This window comes from Micromonospora sp. SD19, assembly GCF_054462275.1.
On sequence record NZ_JBTLMN010000008.1, the window covers coordinates 1 to 19,049 of the forward strand.

At 68.7% G+C, this 19,049-nt stretch carries 12 protein-coding genes and 2 tRNA genes; 4 read left to right on the top strand and 10 right to left on the bottom strand.

Annotation, left to right across the window (positions count from 1 at the left end):
- The first annotated feature begins 622 nt into the window (after positions 1-622).
- Positions 623-847 (top strand): hypothetical protein, encoded by a 225-nt coding sequence (locus ACX27O_RS23640; protein ID WP_030333540.1) that lies wholly within the window; start codon positions 623-625, stop codon positions 845-847.
- A 3-nt stretch (positions 848-850) separates the two neighbouring features.
- On the opposite strand, the gene ACX27O_RS23645 is transcribed toward ACX27O_RS23640, so the two are convergent.
- The 6 genes from ACX27O_RS23645 to ACX27O_RS23670 form a co-directional block, all read right to left on the bottom strand.
- A complete protein-coding gene (locus ACX27O_RS23645; RefSeq protein WP_210860926.1) occupies positions 851-1,648 on the bottom strand; it encodes a carbon-nitrogen hydrolase family protein in 798 nt (265 codons plus the stop codon).
- 135 nt (positions 1,649-1,783) lie between these two features.
- A complete protein-coding gene (gene clpX / locus ACX27O_RS23650) occupies positions 1,784-3,079 on the bottom strand; it encodes an ATP-dependent Clp protease ATP-binding subunit ClpX (protein WP_030333537.1) in 1,296 nt (431 codons plus the stop codon).
- A 209-nt stretch (positions 3,080-3,288) separates the two neighbouring features.
- Positions 3,289-3,951 (bottom strand): ATP-dependent Clp protease proteolytic subunit, encoded by a 663-nt coding sequence (locus tag ACX27O_RS23655; protein ID WP_030333536.1) that lies wholly within the window; start codon positions 3,949-3,951, stop codon positions 3,289-3,291.
- A gap of 10 nt (positions 3,952-3,961) precedes the next feature.
- Complete coding sequence (locus tag ACX27O_RS23660) at positions 3,962-4,603, bottom strand: ATP-dependent Clp protease proteolytic subunit (RefSeq protein WP_007464111.1); 642 nt, start codon at positions 4,601-4,603, stop codon at positions 3,962-3,964.
- A 249-nt stretch (positions 4,604-4,852) separates the two neighbouring features.
- Positions 4,853-6,199: a trigger factor gene (gene tig, locus ACX27O_RS23665; protein WP_030333534.1), complete on the bottom strand. Its 1,347-nt coding sequence runs from the start codon at positions 6,197-6,199 to the stop codon at positions 4,853-4,855.
- 138 nt (positions 6,200-6,337) lie between these two features.
- Positions 6,338-6,411, bottom strand: a tRNA-Pro gene (locus tag ACX27O_RS23670).
- Positions 6,412-6,731: 320 nt separating this feature from the next.
- On the opposite strand from ACX27O_RS23670, the gene ACX27O_RS23675 reads away from it, so the two are divergent.
- Both ACX27O_RS23675 and ACX27O_RS23680 read left to right on the top strand, forming a co-directional pair.
- Positions 6,732-6,802: transfer RNA gene (locus tag ACX27O_RS23675), tRNA-Gly, on the top strand.
- Positions 6,803-7,346: 544 nt separating this feature from the next.
- Entirely contained in the window at positions 7,347-7,739 is a 393-nt protein-coding gene (locus ACX27O_RS23680; protein WP_458940077.1) for a hypothetical protein, read from the top strand.
- 106 nt (positions 7,740-7,845) lie between these two features.
- Here ACX27O_RS23680 and ACX27O_RS23685 read toward each other — a convergent pair whose 3' ends face one another.
- The 4 genes from ACX27O_RS23685 to ACX27O_RS23700 form a co-directional block, all read right to left on the bottom strand.
- Positions 7,846-8,676 carry a hypothetical protein gene (locus tag ACX27O_RS23685; RefSeq protein WP_458940078.1) on the bottom strand — a complete coding sequence of 277 codons (831 nt, stop codon included), beginning with the start codon at positions 8,674-8,676 and terminating at the stop codon, positions 7,846-7,848.
- Positions 8,673-9,182 carry a SigE family RNA polymerase sigma factor gene (locus ACX27O_RS23690; protein WP_030333531.1) on the bottom strand — a complete coding sequence of 170 codons (510 nt, stop codon included), beginning with the start codon at positions 9,180-9,182 and terminating at the stop codon, positions 8,673-8,675. The genes ACX27O_RS23685 and ACX27O_RS23690 overlap by 4 nt, the downstream gene beginning before the upstream one ends.
- A gap of 273 nt (positions 9,183-9,455) precedes the next feature.
- Positions 9,456-9,866, bottom strand: coding sequence for a hypothetical protein (locus tag ACX27O_RS23695; RefSeq protein WP_167337308.1), 411 nt, complete (start codon positions 9,864-9,866; stop codon positions 9,456-9,458).
- A gap of 10 nt (positions 9,867-9,876) precedes the next feature.
- The gene (locus tag ACX27O_RS23700; RefSeq protein WP_458940164.1) at positions 9,877-16,479 is read right to left on the bottom strand and encodes a polymorphic toxin-type HINT domain-containing protein; all 6,603 of its coding nucleotides are present in this window, start codon (positions 16,477-16,479) and stop codon (positions 9,877-9,879) included.
- A 352-nt stretch (positions 16,480-16,831) separates the two neighbouring features.
- On the opposite strand from ACX27O_RS23700, the gene ACX27O_RS23705 reads away from it, so the two are divergent.
- On the top strand, positions 16,832-18,976 hold the full coding sequence (locus tag ACX27O_RS23705) for a M14 family zinc carboxypeptidase (protein ID WP_458940079.1): 2,145 nt from the start codon (positions 16,832-16,834) through the stop codon (positions 18,974-18,976).
- The last annotated feature ends 73 nt before the right edge of the window (positions 18,977-19,049 follow it).

Here is a 19,049-nt window from a genome sequence, read left to right on the forward strand (position 1 = left end):
CCAGTCCGGGGTATAAATCATAATTGGCACTGGCTTTACAAGCACCCTGTTGAGTTCTCAAAGAACAACCACACACCAGCCGCAAGCCCCACACTCAGTGGAACCCCAACCGGGGCATTTCCCGCTCTCACACCCGGCGCTTTCAGCACCAGGCACTTTTACTACGTTACCCGCTCGTTTCCACCCTGTCAAACCGATATTTCGCGGTTCGTCATGCTTCAGCGATATTGCGGATACTCTTACTGCTTCGAGTCCACGATGACGCGCGTCGTTTCCGACGTTCGTTTCTGTCGTGGGAAGCCGCAGACCGGCCGATCACCGCTTCGCGGCTCTCCGCCCGGCTCCTGCCGGCTTCAGAACTCTACCCGGTCGGCTTCGCGTTCGCAACCCCGTATCCGAAGTGTTCCGCACCGCCCGATCCTCAGTCTCGCTCGGCGTTCCCGCCACGAGCCTGGCGCCCGTTCTCGGCCGGTTTGTCCGGCCTCCCCCGTGCAGAGAGAAAGTTACGCGGACGGCCCGGAGAAGGCAAATCAGGGTTCATCACTGGTTCGGGCGAGGCGCGCGGCAGGCTCCTCGGTGCGGCCGAGGACGCGGACCGCCTCGACGTGCCAGAGTGTCAGTCATGGATGAGTCCGGGCACGGTGCCAGGGTGGTCGCCGAGGAGGCACTGCTCGGCCTCATCGGGCCGTTCTGGCAGGTGGTGATCGGTGCGGTCGTGCTGGTCGTACTCGTGCTCTCGGTGGGACGACTGGCCCGCCGGGGCCGGTCCCGGATGACCACGGCGCTGCTGGTCACCGCAGCGGCCATCGCCGGGTTCGCGGTGATCGGCGTCCTGCTGGAGGGCTGAGGCTCAGAGCCGGCGATTGGCGAGGCTGGGCAGCTCGGCGCGGATCGCGTCGAGCCGGTCGAGGTCCAGGTCGACAACGGAAACGCCCGGTCCGTCCGGCACCTGGCCGATGACCGTCCCCCACGGGTCGACCACCATGCTGCGCCCGAAGCAGGTGCGACCCGGCTCGTGGTCGCCGGTCTGGCCGGCAGCCGCCACGAAACACTGGTTCTCGATCGCCCTGGCCCGCAGCAGAACCTCCCAGTGATCCCGGCCGGTGTGCATCATGAATGCGGCCGGAACCACCAGCAGCTGAGCGCCGCCCTCGGACGCGAGCCGCCGGTACAGCTCCGGGAAGCGCAGGTCGTAACAGATCGACAGGCCGACCCGCAGCCCTTCGACGTCGACCACCACCGGCTGGACCCCGGGCGCGACACTCGCCGACTCCCGGTACGAGACCCGACCGGGGATCTCCACGTCGTAGAGGTGGATCTTGCGGTAGCTCGCGGCCAGGCTGCCGGAACGGTCAAAGACCAGCGACGTGTTCCAGGTGTGCTCCGGGTCCGGGCCGGCCTCGTGGAACGAGCCGGCCACCACCCACATCCCGAGCCGCCGTGCGACCCCGGCGAAGAAGCTGCCCACCTCCCCGTCGACCGGCTCCGGTTCGGGCAGCCCCGCGGCGGGACCCAGGTAGTCGACATACTCCGGGAGGACAGCGAGGTCGGCGCCGCCGGCGGCAGCGCGCTCCAGCAGGGCCTCCGCGGCCGCCAGATTGGCCTTACGGTCGTCCCGGGCGTTCAGCTGGCAGACGGCGACACGCATGTGCAAAGGGTACGGCTGGAAGACCGCTCACGGACAGGGTCACGGCCCGGCCGGCGCGGGTGGTCAGCGGCCGGCGCCCGAACGCGATCACGCCGGCCGTCCCAGAACTCGACGACCGGCGTGATGCGGGGAGGATCAGGCGGACTTCTCTTCGCGATCGCGCCGGGCACGACGGCCGGTGAACTCACGCGGCACGATCGTCGGGTTGACGTTCTCCAGGACGACCTCGCGGGTGATCAGCACGCGGGCGGCGTCCGGGTTGCTCGGCACCTCGTACATCGCGGAGAGCAGGACCTCCTCGATGATCGCCCGCAGGCCACGGGCACCAGTGCCCCGCAGCATCGCCTGATCGGCGATGGCTTCCAGCGCCGGCTCGTCGAACTCCAGCTCGACGCCGTCCAGCTCGAACAGGCGCTGGTACTGCCGGACCAGGGCGTTGCGCGGCTCGGTGAGGATCCGTACGAGGGCGCTGCGGTCCAGGCTGCGAACGTTGGTGATCACCGGCAGCCGGCCGACGAACTCGGGGATCAGCCCGAACTTGAGCATGTCCTCCGGCATGACCTGGCTGAAGATGTCGTCGGTCGACCGCTCGGACACCGACCGGAGCCGGGCGCCGAAGCCCGTGCCACCCTGCCCGGTGCGGGACTCGATGATCTGGTCGAGGCCGGCGAACGCGCCACCGCAGATGAACAGCACGTTGGTGGTGTCGATCTGGATGAACTCCTGGTGCGGGTGCTTACGACCGCCCTGCGGCGGCACGTTGGCCACCGTGCCCTCAAGCATCTTGAGCAGGGCCTGCTGCACGCCCTCGCCGGAGACGTCCCGGGTGATCGAGGGATTTTCCGACTTCCGGGCGATCTTGTCGACCTCGTCGATGTAGATGATCCCGGTCTCGGCGCGCTTGATGTCGTAGTCGGCGGCCTGGATCAGCTTGAGGAGGATGTTCTCCACGTCCTCGCCGACGTAGCCCGCCTCGGTCAGCGCTGTGGCGTCGGCGATGGCGAACGGGACGTTCAACATCCGGGCCAGGGTCTGCGCCAGGTGGGTCTTGCCGCACCCCGTCGGACCGAGCAGCAGGATGTTGGACTTGGCCAGCTCGACGGCGTCACTGCCGGAGCCCGGCGCGCCAGCCGCCTCGGCCTGGATCCGCTTGTAGTGGTTGTAGACCGCGACGGCGAGTGCCTTCTTGGCCTGATCCTGACCCACGACGTAGGTGTCGAGGAACTGGCAGATCTCCATCGGCTTGGGAAGCTCTTCCCACTTCACCTCGCCGGACTCGGCCAGCTCCTCCTCGATGATCTCGTTACAGAGATCGATGCACTCGTCGCAGATGTAGACCCCTGGGCCCGCGATGAGCTTCTTGACCTGCTTCTGCGACTTGCCGCAGAAGGAGCATTTCAGTAGGTCGCCGCCGTCACCGATCCGTGCCACCTACGTTCTCCCTGCACTCATCGGCCGGAGACCCGGCCCTGACCTGCGGACGTTGCGCTCCGCCCGGCTTCGTTCGCGCCGCCGGCCCAACCGGCGAAGCGGTACGGACCCGACGTTACCCGCTGGCGGGGCATTCTCCGACCCCCAAAACGGGTGTGTCAGAGGTCGGCCGGGAACGAAGCCCCGGCCAACCTCTGACCCGGTACAGCTCAGCGAGCGGCGTTGGCCGCCAGCAGACCCTTCTTGCGACTGGTCAGGATCGTGTCGACCAGCCCGTACTCCTTGGACTCCTCGGCCGTCATGATCTTGTCACGGTCGATGTCCTTGCGAACCTGCTCGATCGGGCGGTTGCAGTGGCGGGACAGCATGTCCTCCAGCTGCGTACGCATCCGCAGGATCTCCCGGGCCTGGATCTCGATGTCCGAGCCCTGCCCGTAGCCGCCCTCGGTGGCCGGCTGGTGGATGATGATCCGCGAGTTCGGCAGGGCCATCCGCTTACCCGGAGTGCCCGCCGAGAGCAGCACCGCCGCCGCGCTCGCCGCCTGCCCGAGGCAGACCGTCGAGATGTCCGGACGGACGTACTGCATGGTGTCGTAGATCGCCGTCATGGCGGTGAACGACCCACCCGGCGAGTTGATGTACATGATGATGTCGCGGTCCGGATCGGTGCCCTCGAGCGTCAGCAGCTGGGCCATCACGTCGTTGGCCGACGCGTCGTCCACCTGGACGCCGAGGAAGATGATCCGGTCCTCGAAGAGCTTGTTGTACGGGTTCGACTCCTTGACCCCGTACGACGTGCGCTCGACGAACGACGGCAGCACGTAGCGGTTGTGCACGGCCGCGAACTGGGGCGGCAGGCTCAGATCGGTCATCGTCAGCTCCTCAGCTCAGGGTCCCGGCGCCATCCGGAACCTGTGCGGCCCCGATGATCACCTTGTCGATGAAGCCGTAGTCCATGGCCTCCTGGGCGGTGAACCAACGGTCCCGGTCCGAGTCGGCCTCGATCTGCGACTGGCTCTGGCCGGTGTGGTGCGCGACCCGCTCCTGGAACATCCGCTTCGTGTAGAGCATCTGCTCCGCCTGGATGGCGATGTCGGACGCCGTGCCGCCCAGACCACCGGACGGCTGGTGCATCATGATCCGTGCGTGGGGCAGGGCATACCGCTTGCCCTTGGTGCCCGCGCAGAGCAGCAGCTGGCCCATCGAGGCAGCCATGCCCATCGCCACGGTCGACACGTCGTTGTCGATGAACTGCATGGTGTCGTAGATCGCCATGCCGGAGTAGACCGAGCCACCCGGCGAGTTGATCCACAGGTTGATGTCGCGGTCCGGGTCCTCCGCGGCGAGCAGCAGCAGCTGCGCGCAGATGCGGTTGGCGACCTGGTCGGTCACCTCACTGCCCAGGAAGATGATGCGTTCCTTGAGCAACCGGTTGTAGACCGAGTCGTCGAGGTTGCCAATGGAGTCGCCACCGCGCGCGTCAATCGCCCGGAGCGACTTCTTGGGGATGTGCATGTCGGTCATGGCAGCCCTTCGCTCTCCGTACCGTCTTTCCCGACACTAACCGCTGTGCGGGGCGGCAGAGTCCCGGTCGGGGCAGTGTTCGCTCTCAGCGCAGCTGTGTCGGGCGTACCCGCGGCGCGGGCTTCCGGGCGTACCCGGCAGCGTTTGCTGCCCCGGCGCACCCGGCAGTGCTTGCTGCCCGGGCGTACCCGGGAAGGGAAACGGCCGCCGTCTGCCGCTGAGCGGCGGACGGCGGCCGCAACCCGACGATCAGTGTTCGTGGTTGTGCTCCGCCTCGTTGGCGGCGCGCAGCGCGTCGAGGGTGATCCCGTTGCCGGCCGAGTCCTTGATCGTGATCCGCTCCATGACAGCCGCGAGCGCCTTGCCCCGCCGCACGTCGCCGAAGACCGCGGCGGCCGCGCCGGAGCGCACCAGCTGGTCGTAGTACTGCTGCGGGGCCATCCCGGCACGCTGCGCCCGGTGCACGATCTCGTGCCCGAACTCGTCGTCGGAGACCTGCACGTCCTCCGCGTCGGCCAGCGTGTCCAGCAGGAGCTGGACCTTGACGCCCTCGGTCGCCGCCTCGGTCAGCTCGGCGTCGATCTGCTCCTCGGTCTTGTCCTCGGCCGCGAGGTACTCCTCCATCGAGGCGCCGATCCGCTCCAGCTGGTCGATCATCGCCTGCTTGCGGCTCGCGACCTCCTCGCGGACGACACCCTCCGGGGCCGGGATCTCGGCGGCCTCGACCAGCTGGGCCAAAGCCTTGTCCCGAGCGGCGTAGATCTGCTCGACCTGCTTGCCCTGGGTGACCCGCGCCCGCAGGTCGCCGCGCAGCTCCTCGATCGTGTCGAACTCGCTGGCCATCTGGGCGAACTCGTCGTTCAGCTCGGGCAGCTCCTTCTCCTTGACCGTGCGCACGGTCACCGCCACGTCGGCGTCGCGACCGGCGAAGTCGCCGCCGACCAGCTGGGTGGTGAAGGTGGTGTCCTCGCCGGCGGCCAGGCCGACGACTGCCTCGTCCAGGCCCGGCAGGAGCTGCTTGCTGCCCACCTCGTGGGAGATGTTGCTCGCCTGACCGCCCGGCACGTCCTCGCCGTCGACGGTGGCGTTCAGGTCGATCTGGACGTAGTCACCCTCGGCGGCGGCCCGCTCGACGGTCTTGAGGGTCGCGAAACGCTCCCGCAGGTTCTTCACCTGCTCGTCGATCTCGCTCTCGTCGATCTGCAGCTCGTCGACGGTCACCTCGATGGTGCTCGCGTCCGGGATGGTGATCTCCGGACGGACGTCGACCTCGGCAGTGAAGTTCAGCGAGTCACCGTCGTTGAACTCGGTGATCTCGACCTCCGGGCGCCCCAGCGTCTTCAGGTCGTGCTCGCGCACCGCGGCGAGGATGTTCTCCGGGATGGCCTCCTGGACCGCCTCGTTGAGGACGGTGCCCCGGCCCACCCGCTGGTCGATCACCGCGGTCGGCACCTTGCCCCGGCGGAAGCCCGGAACCTGGACCTGCGAACCGATCTCCCGGTACGCCTTCTTGAGGCTCGGCTCGAGCTCGACGAACGGCACCTCGATGGCGAGCCGCACGCGCGTCGGGCTCAGAGTCTCGACGGTGCTCTTCACAGGCGTACTCCTTGACGGATCTCAGTTGAGTCTGGGCGTGATTCAGCCCATCGAGTGTAGGCGAGCCGGCCTGACGCTCCGGCATCGCCCGGGGACCGCACTGGGCGGCACCCGGGGCGGCCCGGCCGCGGACGACAGTCGGGGTGGCGGGATTTGAACCCACGGCCCCTCGCTCCCAAAGCGAGTGCGCTACCAAGCTGCGCCACACCCCGTGGCGACGTGCAGTCTATGCCGTCGCCACGCCTCAGGTGGTGCCGGGGCGTCCCCCACCCGGACACTTCGCCCGAAAATCACCATTCCACCCACCCGGGTGCCACCAAGATCCGGTGGACGATCCAAGATCCGCACAACATCACTGATGTAGTGGTCTCCTCGCACGGCGAGGCCACTACATCCCGGATGTTGTGCGGATCTTGGAGGCGTCATGCCGCGGCGTCGGGGACGACGCGGCACCGCGGGGCGGAGGCGCGGTTAGCCGTCGGGCTCCGGCATTGGGTACGCTAGGGGTGCGTCCTGCTTCGGCGGGATGCACGCGGGCGTAGCTCAATGGTAGAGCTTCAGTCTTCCAAACTGACTACGCGAGTTCGATTCTCGTCGCCCGCTCCGAGTGCGAAGGCCCAGGTGGACCGCATGATCGCGGCACCTGGGCCTTTCACATCTCCCCATCGTGGTGCGGCGCAGTTGGCCGAACCGGCGAACGAAATCCTGGGCGACTGTCCCGCCAAGCGGGACCAACTGCCCGCTGGGACGTTTCGGCATAGCTCCGAGTCGCCCGGCTGATCGACGCCGTGACACCGTCGGCGCGGGTGTGTCTACCGGCCCACTTGGCAAATAATCCGCATCGCCCGTCGTCACGTTCGACGACGAGCGCGTCGCCCGCCGCCGAATACCGACGGAAGACGCGGCCCTTCCCCTGTTCGAAGCCGTACCCGGCCAGTTGCTCCGCCACGCCCCTGACGAAGTCGTTGAACAACGTTCCCAGGGACATTGAGATGGCCCCTCCAGCTGGCCGGGACGGCAACGAGCAGATCAGCCGCGCAGCTTCGACTGCTGCGCGCGGCCGACAGCGCCAGCCGGGGCGCCAGACGTTCGATGTTCGCCTATGCGGCGCCTGTGCAGACGATGGTGGACGGCCGAGACTATAGCGATGTCATCCGTTGGTGCGGGCGCCCCACGCAGGCAGGTCTTCACTGCCGCTCTGCTCATCGTCGTCGGTGTGCTGGTCCTCTTCGTCCCGGCCGGTGACGAGGGCAGCGTTCTCGTACCCATCAGCGAGGGTCACGGGCTGTCCGCCGTGGACGGGGTCGGCGCAGCGCTGCTGGCGGCGGGCGGCACCTGGCTGGAGGTGCTGGTGGTGCGACGCCTGCCGCACCTCGCCCTACCGCCACGGGTCTTGTTCGCACTTGGTTTGCTGGCCGGTCTCGGCGTGGGGCTCCTAATCGCCTCGGTCTTCTCGGGGTTCTTCTGGTGGTGGGCTGTCGGCGCCACCATGCTCGGCCTCGCCGTGCTCGTCCTCGTCCCCCTTACGGCACGCCGCTGAGAAGGACGCGCAGGTCACCGTCGCGGCGGCCCTGAGACACAGCAGGGCCCAGGTGAACCGATGGAACTCGGCACCTGGACCCACTCGGCAAAACCGAGTTGCCGTGTCACTTCAGGTGAAACCTCTCGTCGACGGCGAGCGCCGCCAACTGCGGTACGGAGAACGGCAGCTCCGTCAACGCGGGCCGGCTCTCGTCAAGCCGTACGCCCTGCGCCACGAACACCACCACGCCGTCCGGATGCCGGTACGCCGACCACTGGTCCAGCCGATCGTCGTCGTCCGGTCGGACCACCACGCCGACCCGTGCCGCGCCGACGGTCTCGACCTGGCACTCGCCCCCCATGCCCCAGAACGTCTGGGCCAGGTCGCACGGCTCGGTCGGCATCGGATTGCCGGCGTCGTACACCTCGACGACGACGCGCCCGGTGCTGTTGCCCTGCGCGACGGCCACCGAAGAGGAGTAGCTCCACACGTCGGCGCCGTCCACCCTGGCCTCGAACTGCGCCTGGTGCGTCCGCAGCGTCCGCTGCTCGGCGGACTGACCAGATGGGTCGTCGGGCGTGGTGAAACCGGCGGGTACGACAGCGACAGCCTCGCTGAGCAGGTGCGCTCCCTGGTCGTACTTGGAGCCGGCCCGCGCGGTCCGGTCCTCCTGCGGTTGCCCGTTCGGCCCGGTCGGCCACGGCTCCTTGGTGTCCGGAGCAACCAGCGGCCCACCGCCCGCCGGCTCGTAGACGTGACCGTCCGGAGTGGCGACGGCCGCGAAGCCACTGACCGCCAGCACGACGGCCGCCGAGCCGAGCGACGCCCACACCACGCGCCGGCGGACGTGCGCCCGTCGTGCCGCGCCGAGCGCGGCAGTCGTACTCAATGGTGGTGGCGGGGTGATGCCCGCCATCTCGCTACGCAGCCCCTCGCGGAACTGTTCCTCGTTCATCGCTCCCCCATCTCGATCCCGCTGTAGGTGGGTGCCAGGAGGCCGCGCAACGTGTCGAGCCCGCGTGCCGCCTGGCTCTTCACCGTCCCTGGAGAACACTCCAGCAGCGCCGCGACATCCTCGATCGACAGGTCCTCCCAGTACCGCAGGACCAGCACGGTCCGCTGCCGCGGTGCCACCCGGGCCAGCGCCTGGAGCAACACCAGCCGGCTCTCCGGCGAGTCGGACGGGGCCACCTGCTCGGTGTCCTCGCCGCCCACCCGTTCCCGAAGCCACCAACCGCGGCGGCGCTCGTCGAGGAAGGTCCGGACCAGGATCTGACGCACGTAGCTGTCGAGCACCTCGTGCCGGGAGATCCGGTTCCAGACCCGGTAGAGCTTGACGAACGTGGTCTGGACCAGGTCTTCGGCCCGGTGCCAGTCGCCGCACAGCAGGTACGCGGTGCCGCGCATGGCCCCGGACCGTGCCGCGAAGTACTCGGCGAACGCCTCGTCGCGGTCGCTCATTCAGGCCTCCGATCCCCGTTTCGAGTTAGTCACGCGGGGTCCGGCTCGGAGGGTTGCTCCGAAACTCGCGCAGTTGTCAACGGATCAACGGAGCACCGGACGGGGAGGATATCGACCGGCACGAGCCGGCCCAGCGTGCCGGAGCGACTCCCGCGGGCCGCGGCGAGGACGAGCCCACCGCGGCCCCAGGTTGAGCAGTCGCCGATCGAACTGGCCACGAAGACCGACGGTGGGGCTCGTTCACTACCCGGCCCTACGGCGCGCCAGTTCCGACTAGTCGAGGTAGCTCGGACTGTTCGGCGTGTACCAATCCTGACGTCGAAGCCACTTCAGATAGTTGTCGTAGATCTTCAACAGCCCGTCTGTCGATTCACGGGCGGCCAGAAACTGGTCCAGCTGATCAAAGAGAACCCTAGTGATCCGCCGCTCATCATCCGCGGACGGGCCCTCTGACCCGCCGCTGCCGCTCTCTCCGTTGGCGAGGCGCACTACCAACGCGCGCCAGGTGAGATTGGCGCCGTCGCCGACCTGGACCACCAGCCACTCCCGAAACCCCTGGAGAAGGCCGCCCTGCTGCCCGACGTTCACGCCTTCGAGAAACGCGGCGGTCTGCCCGAACGACCCGTCAACGCCAAGCATCCCGGGGCGCCTCCGAAGTAGCTCTAGAGTGCGTTGCAGTTCCACAGCCCGCACCTCAGAATCCGAACTGGATCGTGTCATTGTATTCCCACAAGCCCTTGTACTCATTGATCGGGACGCCATTTCTGCCGCTGAACGCGTCGAAGACTCGGCCGTCCTTGACAACTACGGTGTGGGTATACCATCCGGTATCCTGGCCCCGATACTTGCCGAGGAAAAAGTTTCCATGCCTGATGGTCACGATCTCACCACCGATCTTTTTCTGAACCTGCGCAGCGACGCGCTCGCAACCAGTGCTGCAGGGAATTTCGGTCTCGGGACGCGGCTTCCATTTCGGGCCGAGGTCCGGGGCGCAGCCAGTGTTGTGGACGAGCACCGGGGTTTTGCCGGCGAGCACATAGTACGTGTGAAGATCCGCGACGGTCAGGTTGTAGGCCTGGCCTCGTCCCACCCATTCGAGGGCCGGGCCGTCGACGGCCACGCCCTCGCCGGTAGCGGTGCGCAGAACGTCGCCACGGTCGAGCTCGGCGGCCGGCTGCCACTGCCTGTCGGTGGCGTTCCAGAACGGATGGTCCTCGGTCGTCGCCAGGACCTTGCCGTCGACCGACAGCGCCACCATGTCGTCCTCGTGGACCCACAGGTGACCAACCGTCCGCGGCCCCTGCTCACCGGTGACCGGGTCGGTCGCCAGCACCTCGTCACCGACCTTAATGTCCTTGATCGGCTTCGTGCTGCCGTCCGCCATCAGGACTTCGGTCGTGCCGGCGAAGCTGCACGGGCCGCCCTGCTGCCACACCGGCTTGAGGCCGGTCTGCGTCGGTAGCTGGGCACCGGGGGGCAGCGCCGCGCGTCCCAGGGCCGTCATGCCGACCGGCAGGGCGACTCCGTCGTCGTCGGGCAGGGGCATCATGGTCGCCCAGTAGCCAGGCCACAGGACGTCCTGAATCCACTTGTGGCATGCCTCGTCGTCGATCTCCCCGCAGACCTGCATCGCCAGTTGGAACTCCTGGTGCAGGACCTGACTGGGGTCCCAGCCGGCGGCCATGCCGAGCACTTCCGCCTGGGAGTCGGCCCAGAGCTCGGTGAACCGGTCCAGGTCGATGGTCGGCGGTACGAGGATGACGTGACCCAGGATGTTCGGGTTCTTCTGCTTCATGACGCTGCTGCACTTGATGGGCCAGCAGGTCTTCTTCTTGCTGTTCTTGCGGTTGGCCTTCTCGTTGCCGACCTGGTAGTCGGGGCAGCCGCCCACGATCTCGGCACAGTCGGCGGGGATGAGGCCGCTGGGGTCGCTGAAGGTGGTGGGGTTGTTGTTGGAGTAGGCGTAGCCGTGCCACTGCTGCGGATCGCTCAGGTCCTGCAGCGGGTCGACGCTGACGAACCGTCCGATCGTGGGGTCGTACTCCCGTGCCCCGAGGTGGGTCAGGCCGGTGTTGTCGATGGTGCCGCCCACGAAGCCCTTGCTGTTGGGCCAGGCGACACCGGTGCCACGGTCCTTCCCGTACGGCAGTTGCCGCCGGATGCTCGCCTGCTGCGACGTGTCGTTGACGCTGACCTGGGCAGTCCCGTGGTTGTCATTGCTGAGCCAGCTCAGGCCGGCGGTGGTGCGGGAGGCGATGGTGGCGCCCGCGTGGGCGTAGTAGCGGGTGCACGCGGTGGAGGCGGTGCTCTTGGTGTAGCGGATCTCCTGACCCGGGAGGTAGAGGGTGCTACCGGTCGGGTCGCGGCGGATGAGCCGCTTGCCGTCCGCGTCGTAGACGAAGCTGGTCGCCCCGGTGCTGTCGGCGGAGGTCTGCAGGCGACCCTCGACGTCCCAGGTCAGGGTCTGCGTGCCCGAGGAGTCGGTGGGTCGGGTGAGGGTGTTGCCGCTCTTGTCGTACGTGTAGGAGCCGGTACGGGCGCCGGTGGTGCCGGAGAGGGCATGCGGTTGCGGACTGCGCGCCGCCGGGTAGGCGTAGTCGGTGGTCGCGTTCCCGGTACTGGTGTGCTCGGTGTGGGTACGCCGGTTGCCGACGTTGTCGAACGTCCAACTGTGCCAGTACTTCGCCGGGCCGCCCAGGCCGGCGACGGACGGCGCGGTGCCGCAGTCCCCACTGGCCGGGGTCCACGCCTCGGTGAGTCGGCGCAGCTGGTCGTAGCCGAAGCACTGCGTGTCATCGACCGGATCGGGCGTGACGTCCTGGGTCTTGACGATGTTGCCCGTGGGGTCGTACGTGTAGCGCACGTCGGCGACGATGTTCGGCGCCACCGTGTCGCGGTCGGTGCGGATCCCGGTCAGCCGACCGGTCTCCAGTTCGCGGGTGAACGCCTGCCAGACGCGTCCGCCGCTGCCGGTCCAGAAGCGGTACTGGTCCACCTGGCCGAGCGCGTTGTAGTCGGTGCCCTCGACGTACGACTGGTTGCTCGTTCCGTAGATCGTGTCGACTGTGGTGGGCAGCCCGAGGTCGTTGTAGCCGTACGTCAAGGTCTCCGCGGGGAGGCCGCTGTTGGTGGACGGGAAGGTACTCGACGCCAACGAGCCGTCCCGGTTCCAGCTGCTGGCGAAGGTGTAGGTGCCGGCGATGCCGGTTTCCGAGGCGGGGATGACAACGGAGATGCCGGTGGGCTGGTAGGCGTCCGTGTAACCGGTCGTCTTGACCTGGTACGAGCTCGACCCCACGAACCGGGTGCTCTGGGTGAGCTGGCCCTTGGCGAGGGTGTCGTACACCCACTGGGCCCGCATGGTCCCACCGACCTGGTCGTCGTAGACGGCGCGCTTACGGTTCAGCGGGTCGTACAGGTACGCGAGTTTCTTCCCTCGACCGTCGGTGGTGGTGGCGGTGCGACCGGCGTTGTCGTACGTGAGGCTGGTGACGCCCGCGTCGGGATCGTCCACCGTCTTCTGCCGGCCGCGGATGTCGTAGGTGTACGTCCAGTCGTTGCCCGCCGGGTCGGCGAAGCTCGTCAGCTGACCCTTGCGGTTGAAGGTGTAGGTGCTGGCGTCCCAACTGCCGGCGGTGCCCGGTGTCGGCACGGTCCCCCGGTACTGCCGCAACTGCACGGTGCGGCCCCGGGCGTCGGTGACGGTCGAGGTGGCGGTGCCGCCCGCCAGCGGGGTGACGTCGGTGCGGTCGCCGGCGTAGTAGGTGCTGGACCTCCACTTCTCGACGTCGTAGGGCTGGAAGACCGTCGCGGTGACCCGCCCGGCACCGTCGTACACGGTCAGGTCCTGGGTGGGGACGAAGGCCCGCTCGGTCGCCGTGACCAGGGTGGTGCCCGGCGCACCGGCTGCGTGGTACGGCGCGAAGGTCTTCACCTGTCGACCGGCGGTGTCGTAGAACACGTCGGTGAGCAGGCGACCGCCGGAGGGCGACGGCGCCTGGGTCTGCCGGTTGCGCAGCAGCCCGTCGTAGAAGGTGTACGCCGTGACGTAGTCGCCCTTCGCGTTCAGTTTCGAGGCGGAGACCACGGTGGCGGCGTCGTTACGGACGTGGTACCCGTAGGTCAGGTCGGCGGTGTCGGTGCCCTTCGTCCTACCCGGCAGCCACACGGCAGTGAGCCGGCCCAGACCGTCGTACGTCACGTCGGTGCGTTTGCCGTTCGCGTCCACCACCGACGTCGCCGTGCCCCAGGCCGGTTCGATCGTGGTGGTCAGCACGTGCTGGAGCGGATTGGTCACCGCGGTCGACGTCACCGGACCCCCGCTGGCCGGGGTGTAGGCGGTCTTCGTCTCGTAGCTCAGCGCGTCCCGTGACGAGGTCATCCGGCCCTGCGCGTCGTACCCGGCCTGGTTCACCGTGGTGAAGGTCGGCGCGCCCGCGTTCCAGGCCTCCATCTCCTCGGTGCGGGTGGTCAGGCCCCTGGTGGCCGCCTCCTCGAAGGCGTTGCCGTCGTACCAGGTCCGGGTCTCACCGATGACGTCGTCCTCGGTCAACGATCCGGGGGTGGCGGCGTCGGCGCACTTCACCGCGTAGCGCTGAACCCGGTGGACCCGGTCCATCAGCCAGTTCGTGGTGTTGCGCGGCGTGTAGTCCGTCTTGGTGCACTGCTCGTCTCCGGCGACCTTGTCGTCGCCGAAGTCATCGACGCTGACGGCCATCCCGTACGCGTCGTAGCTGGTGGTCGTCCGGGTGACCCGCTCACCACGGCCGGCGTCGAGCGTGGTGTACGCGCGGGTGGTGCCCACCCGGAGAATCCGGGCGCTGACGGTGTCCCCGTTGATCGTCCGGCTGGCGGTCGCCGCGGACGCCCACGGATCACTGGTCTGCCGGGACACCACCGGGCCGGTCGGCCCGTTGAACGTCCTGGTCTCCCGAGGCGTACCGGCGTACCAGTCCTCGTCGGCGATCCCGTCGATGGTGACCGACCTGGTGCCGCCGGTCGGCGCGGCGCGGTCGCCGTTCATGCCCCGGAAGTAGCGGGTCTCTGTGTACGACTGTTCGCCCGTGTCGCCGACGGTGACCCCGACCCGGCCGTAGCCACGGAAGTCGGACCAGGTCTTGTGCTTCGGGTCGACGAGCCCGTCGTCGTCGTTGTAGTGCCAGGCCGCGCCGTCGTAGTAGTCGTACTTGTAGGCGACGCGAGGGCTGCCCTGCGGCGGCGCCCCGCCGGTGTTGTCGTTCTCGTAGACGGTCGTCACCACATACTTGTGGAACCAGTCGGTCACCGGTTTCTGGTAGCCCTCCGGCATCCAGATGACCGGGTAGCACCGTCGGGTGTTCGTGTGGGGTGTCGGCGTCTGACCGGCGACGCAGTCGGGTGCCGAGTAGGTGACGCTCGTGGTGCCGCCCGACTCGGTGCGGATCTTCGCGATCCGCATCCAGTTCATCGCCGCGGCGAAGTCGATCGTGTCCACCCGGTTGGAGAGTTGGACCGGGGTGAACTCGATGTCGGGCACGGTGCTGGTGGCACCGGCCAGACCGGTGTGGGAGATCTTGTCCAGCCACAGACCGGCCCGGGTGCCGTCACCGGGGTCCGGGAAGGTGTGGCCGAATGTCCACCGCTCCGCGTTGCGGTAGCCGGTGCCGTTGCGCACCTGGGTGGTCACCGAGGCGAGCCGCTTGGTCGTCCAGAACGTCGGAGAGAAGGTGTCCTCGCAGGAGCTCCCGGTGCACTCGCTGTCCCAGGGGGTGTCCGGCCATCGCACCTCGTCGTGGGTGGTGCAGCTGCTCAGGCAGCGGTCCGCCTCGGTGAGCTCGACCCGCAGTGGGGCCGGCGTGTTGAGCACCGACTCCACGCCGTCGTCGCGCCGGGTGCCGTAGTCGATCCGGTCCAGCCAGCCGCCCCGGTCGTAGCTGGCGGCGTCGTCGGCGTCCCGGTTGCGACCGTACTTGTTGGTCTCCTTCACGTACCAGTACGACATCGAGTTGCCGTGCAGGTCGACGACGTAGTCGAGGTTCCAGCGCCAGGCCTGCGTGCAGTCCGAATCGGCGTACCTGGTGGCGTGGCAGGGCTCCCCCGTCTCGTTGCCGAACACCGGCATCGTCCACGTCGAGTTGGTCACCGGGTTGCCGGACGTCCAGCCGGGCAGACGGTGGGCGCCGAACCAGTACTGCTTGCCGTCGGTGGTGGTGACCACCCAGTACTCGCCGTCGTTGTCGCCGTTGACCGCGCCGGTCTTGCGCTCGATCCGGGAGCCGTCGTCGTTGCGCAGGTGCCAACGGTCTTCCGACGAGTTGTAGATCAGCTCACCGGAATGGCCGCTGAGCGACAGCGTGGCGTTGTTGGTTTCCCAGCACTGGTCACCGGTCTCCAGCTCGTTGTTGGCGGTGCCGTCCATGTCCTCCGCGCAGGACCGGTAGCGCCGCTCGATGTAACCCCCGAACCCGGCCTCGAAGCCCTCGCCCACCCAGGACGGCTGGTTGTTGGACGCCGCGTGGCGACCGTCAACGGACTGGGACGAGTAGCTCAACTCCAACTGCGGGGCGGGCCCACCGGGGGCCGGCGGCACCCGCATCGGGTACGACCAGGTGAAGGCGCCCGAGTGACCGCCAGCTGACCAGGTCGACGACGGCTGCAACGGGGTGGCCGAGTAGTCACCGGCGGGCCCGGACGCGGCTGCCGCCGCCGCGACCAGACTGGTGGCCGCGCTCACCTGAACCGTCGCGGTGACCGTCTTCGCGGCGGGATCGTTGCGGGAGGGCAGCGGCGTACCCGCGCACTGCTTCTTCGCTGGGGTACGCAGCGCGCACTCCGGCAGCGCCACCAGCCGCAGCCGGCTCGCCCAGTCGGCGCCGTACGCGCTCGCGAACGAGCGGTAGTCCACTGTGACGTCGACCGGGCCCGCTGCGGTCGCGCCGTCCGCCCGGTTGACCGAGAAGAGGGCACCGCGGACCCCGGCGCGGTCCGTGGTGGCCCGGTCATGGGTCTCGACCCGTACCTTGCGCGGTCCCGCCGTCGCCGAGCGGTTCGTGGTGGCGGGGGCGGCCAGCCGTACCGATGAACCGCCGGCCCGGACCTTCTCCCCCGTCGCCGCGGTCGACAGGTCGACCACTGCCGCACCCGCCGCGGGCCAGACCGCCGCCGGCTTGGCGCTCGCCGGCGCCGGCTCGGCGGCCTTGCCGGCCGGGCGGGCCTGCACAGCGGTGACCGGAACCGTTGACACCGCCTTGGGCGCGGGTGGTCGGTGCGCCGCGGCCTGGGCGGCGGGCACCGGCGCGACCAGCAGGTTCGCCACCAGGGCGGTCACGACGACGGCCGCGATGCCCGAGCGGCGGCCGGCACGGTGGTGACTGGCCCGCTGGATGAGAGAGGAAAACGCGGCAACAGGCGCAGGCGAAAACCAACCAGGCATCAGCAACCCCCGTGATCAAGCCCGGATAGTGGGCCAGACATTAGAGATCGAGTAGCGGCACTGTAAAGAGCCGTCACAACTTGCGAGAACAAGCAGGACATCTGACCTAATTGGTTGATCGCGACCACGTTCCGTGAGCTTCGCCCCGGCGGGTCCGCGCCACCCCGTCTCTTGACAGTTGTCGATCTGTGCACTGGTGTAAGGACCACACACATCTACGTCCGTCACAGGAGGGCACATGATCGTCCGACGACGGTGGACAGCTGCCGCCACCACAGCGATCCTGATCAGCGCGGTGCTGTCCCATCCCGGTTCGGCAGCGGCGGCACCCGCTGCCCCGGCCAGCCCGATCACCCTGACCGCCACCGAGACCGCCCTGGTCCGGGTCCAGCTCCGCGATCAGGCCCAACTGGACCGGCTCGTCGCCACCGGCGCGGACCTGGCCAACCGACCCCGCGCCCGCGACGGGCGGATCCTCGCCGACCTGGTGCTCACCGGTACGCAGCTCGCCGAACTGACCGCGCAGGGCGCGACCGCCGTGCAGGTCGTGCAGCGTGCCGGGGACGGCACCCGGAACTACGCCGCCAGCGTCCGCGCGGCTCAGGCCCGCACCGCCGCCGGGCTGCGCGCTCCGGCCGCCGGCCAACGGACCACCGCCGCCGCGGCAGTGGACACCCTCCAGGTGCAGCAGGCGTACTGGTGGACCACCGGAGGGCAGACCTTCCTGCAGGCCCAGGTGGCCACCACCGCCACCGACGACCCGGACGTGGAGATCACGGTCAGCTGGCGGACGGCGGACGGCGCCACCGGGTCGTTCCCGCTGTACCGGTTCGAGGACTCGGGCGAGTACCAGTACCACTACAACCTTCCCCAGCCGGTGCCGAACCGGCCGGTCCAGTTGACCGCCACCTCCAGCCTCGGCGGGGTCAGCCGGGTGGTCACGCCGGCGCTCTGGCCGAACGCCTCCCCACCGCCGCTGCCGGCCGGCTACCAGAAGGACTTCATCGACGCGTACCTCACGCCGATCGACATCCAGGCGCGGATCAAGCGCCTGGCCCGCCAGTACCGGGACCTCGTCGACGTGATCGACCTGCCGAACAGGACCCAGGGGTACCGACGCAACGCCGCCGGCTACCTGGGCGACCCGGCGGTGGCCGCCGTGGTGGTCGAGTCGGTCCGCTTCGGCGACCAGAACATGAACGGCGTACAGGTGCGGACGGTCGACCCGGGCCGGGCGAACCGACCGCTGACCGTCAACTACCGCGACCGCGTCCTCACCGTCTCGCTGGCCACCGACACCGCTGGCAAGACGGTGAGCACCACCGACGAGGTGGCGGCGGCGATCAACGCCCGCCAACCGGAGCGGTTCCGGGCCACCGTCGAGGACGGCTCGGCCGGGCTGCCGATGCCCGTCGCCGGCCCCACCCGACTCGACGACGGCCTCCAGGGCACCGAGGTGCCCGCCCGGCCGTGGACGGTGCAGGCGCTGCGCCTCGGCGTACACCGGGACGGCTCCCGGGTCGGGGTGCTCGCGTACTCCCAGGAACACGCCCGCGAGTGGGCCACCCCACTGGTGACGCTGGAGTTCGCCGAGCGGATGCTGGCCAACGCCCGCACCGACCCGGCCACCCGTGAACTGCTGGAACAGGTCGACATCTTCGTCATCCCGACGGTCAACCCGGACGGCGCGAACTACTCGTTCAACGACTTCAACTTCCAGCGCAAGAACCTGGTCAACCACTGCACCGGGGCGGCCCGCGACCCGAAGAACCGCACCTCGTGGGGCGTCGACATCAACCGCAACTACACCGTCGGGTCGTACTTCGACGGCTACGTGGGCGCCAGCGCGAACTGCCTGTCCGGCAACTACGCGGGCACCGCCGAGCTGTCCGAGGCGGAGAGCAGCAACGTGATCGCGCTCGCCAAGGACCACCCGAACATCAAGTTCGCGATGAACGTGCACTCCTACGGCGGGTACTTCATGTGGCCGCCCGGGGCGTACCGGGCCGATGGGCGGATCACCCTGCCCCGGCCGTCGATCGACGAGTCGACGCTGTTCCTCAACAGCGCCCGGCGGATCGTCGGCGCCATCGCACAGGAGCGCGGCACCGTGACCTGGCCGTCGCAGACCGGACCGGTCGCCGACGTGCTCTACTCCGCCGCCGGCAACTCGGCCGACCAGCTCTACTACGAGCTGGGCATCTTCGCCTGGGACTTCGAGGTCGGCAACGACCGGTGGAACCCGGCGACCAACCAGTGGGAGGGCGTCGGCTTCCAGCCGCCGTTCGACGAGGCGCACGGCGAATCCCAGGAGTACGCCGGCGGACTGGTGGAGATGGTCCGGGTGGCCCGCGACTACGCCGCCGCGGAATCCGCCGGCTGATCCCTCAGCGGGTGCCGCGTCCACTCATTGGGCGCGGCACCCGCTGGGCGGATTCACCCGTTTCCGCCAGATG

What these genes read in the sequence shown, in the direction of transcription:
- ACX27O_RS23705 (WP_458940079.1), top strand. Translation starts at nt 16,832, where the DNA reads ATGATCGTCCGACGACGGTGGACAGCTGCCGCCACCACAGCGATCCTG.
- ACX27O_RS23640 (WP_030333540.1), top strand. Translation starts at nt 623, where the DNA reads ATGGATGAGTCCGGGCACGGTGCCAGGGTGGTCGCCGAGGAGGCACTG.
- ACX27O_RS23660 (WP_007464111.1), bottom strand. Translation starts at nt 4,603, where the DNA reads ATGACCGACATGCACATCCCCAAGAAGTCGCTCCGGGCGATTGACGCG.
- ACX27O_RS23655 (WP_030333536.1), bottom strand. Translation starts at nt 3,951, where the DNA reads ATGACCGATCTGAGCCTGCCGCCCCAGTTCGCGGCCGTGCACAACCGC.
- ACX27O_RS23690 (WP_030333531.1), bottom strand. Translation starts at nt 9,182, where the DNA reads ATGAGCGACCGCGACGAGGCGTTCGCCGAGTACTTCGCGGCACGGTCC.
- ACX27O_RS23645 (WP_210860926.1), bottom strand. Translation starts at nt 1,648, where the DNA reads ATGCGTGTCGCCGTCTGCCAGCTGAACGCCCGGGACGACCGTAAGGCC.
- ACX27O_RS23680 (WP_458940077.1), top strand. Translation starts at nt 7,347, where the DNA reads ATGTCATCCGTTGGTGCGGGCGCCCCACGCAGGCAGGTCTTCACTGCC.
- ACX27O_RS23685 (WP_458940078.1), bottom strand. Translation starts at nt 8,676, where the DNA reads ATGAACGAGGAACAGTTCCGCGAGGGGCTGCGTAGCGAGATGGCGGGC.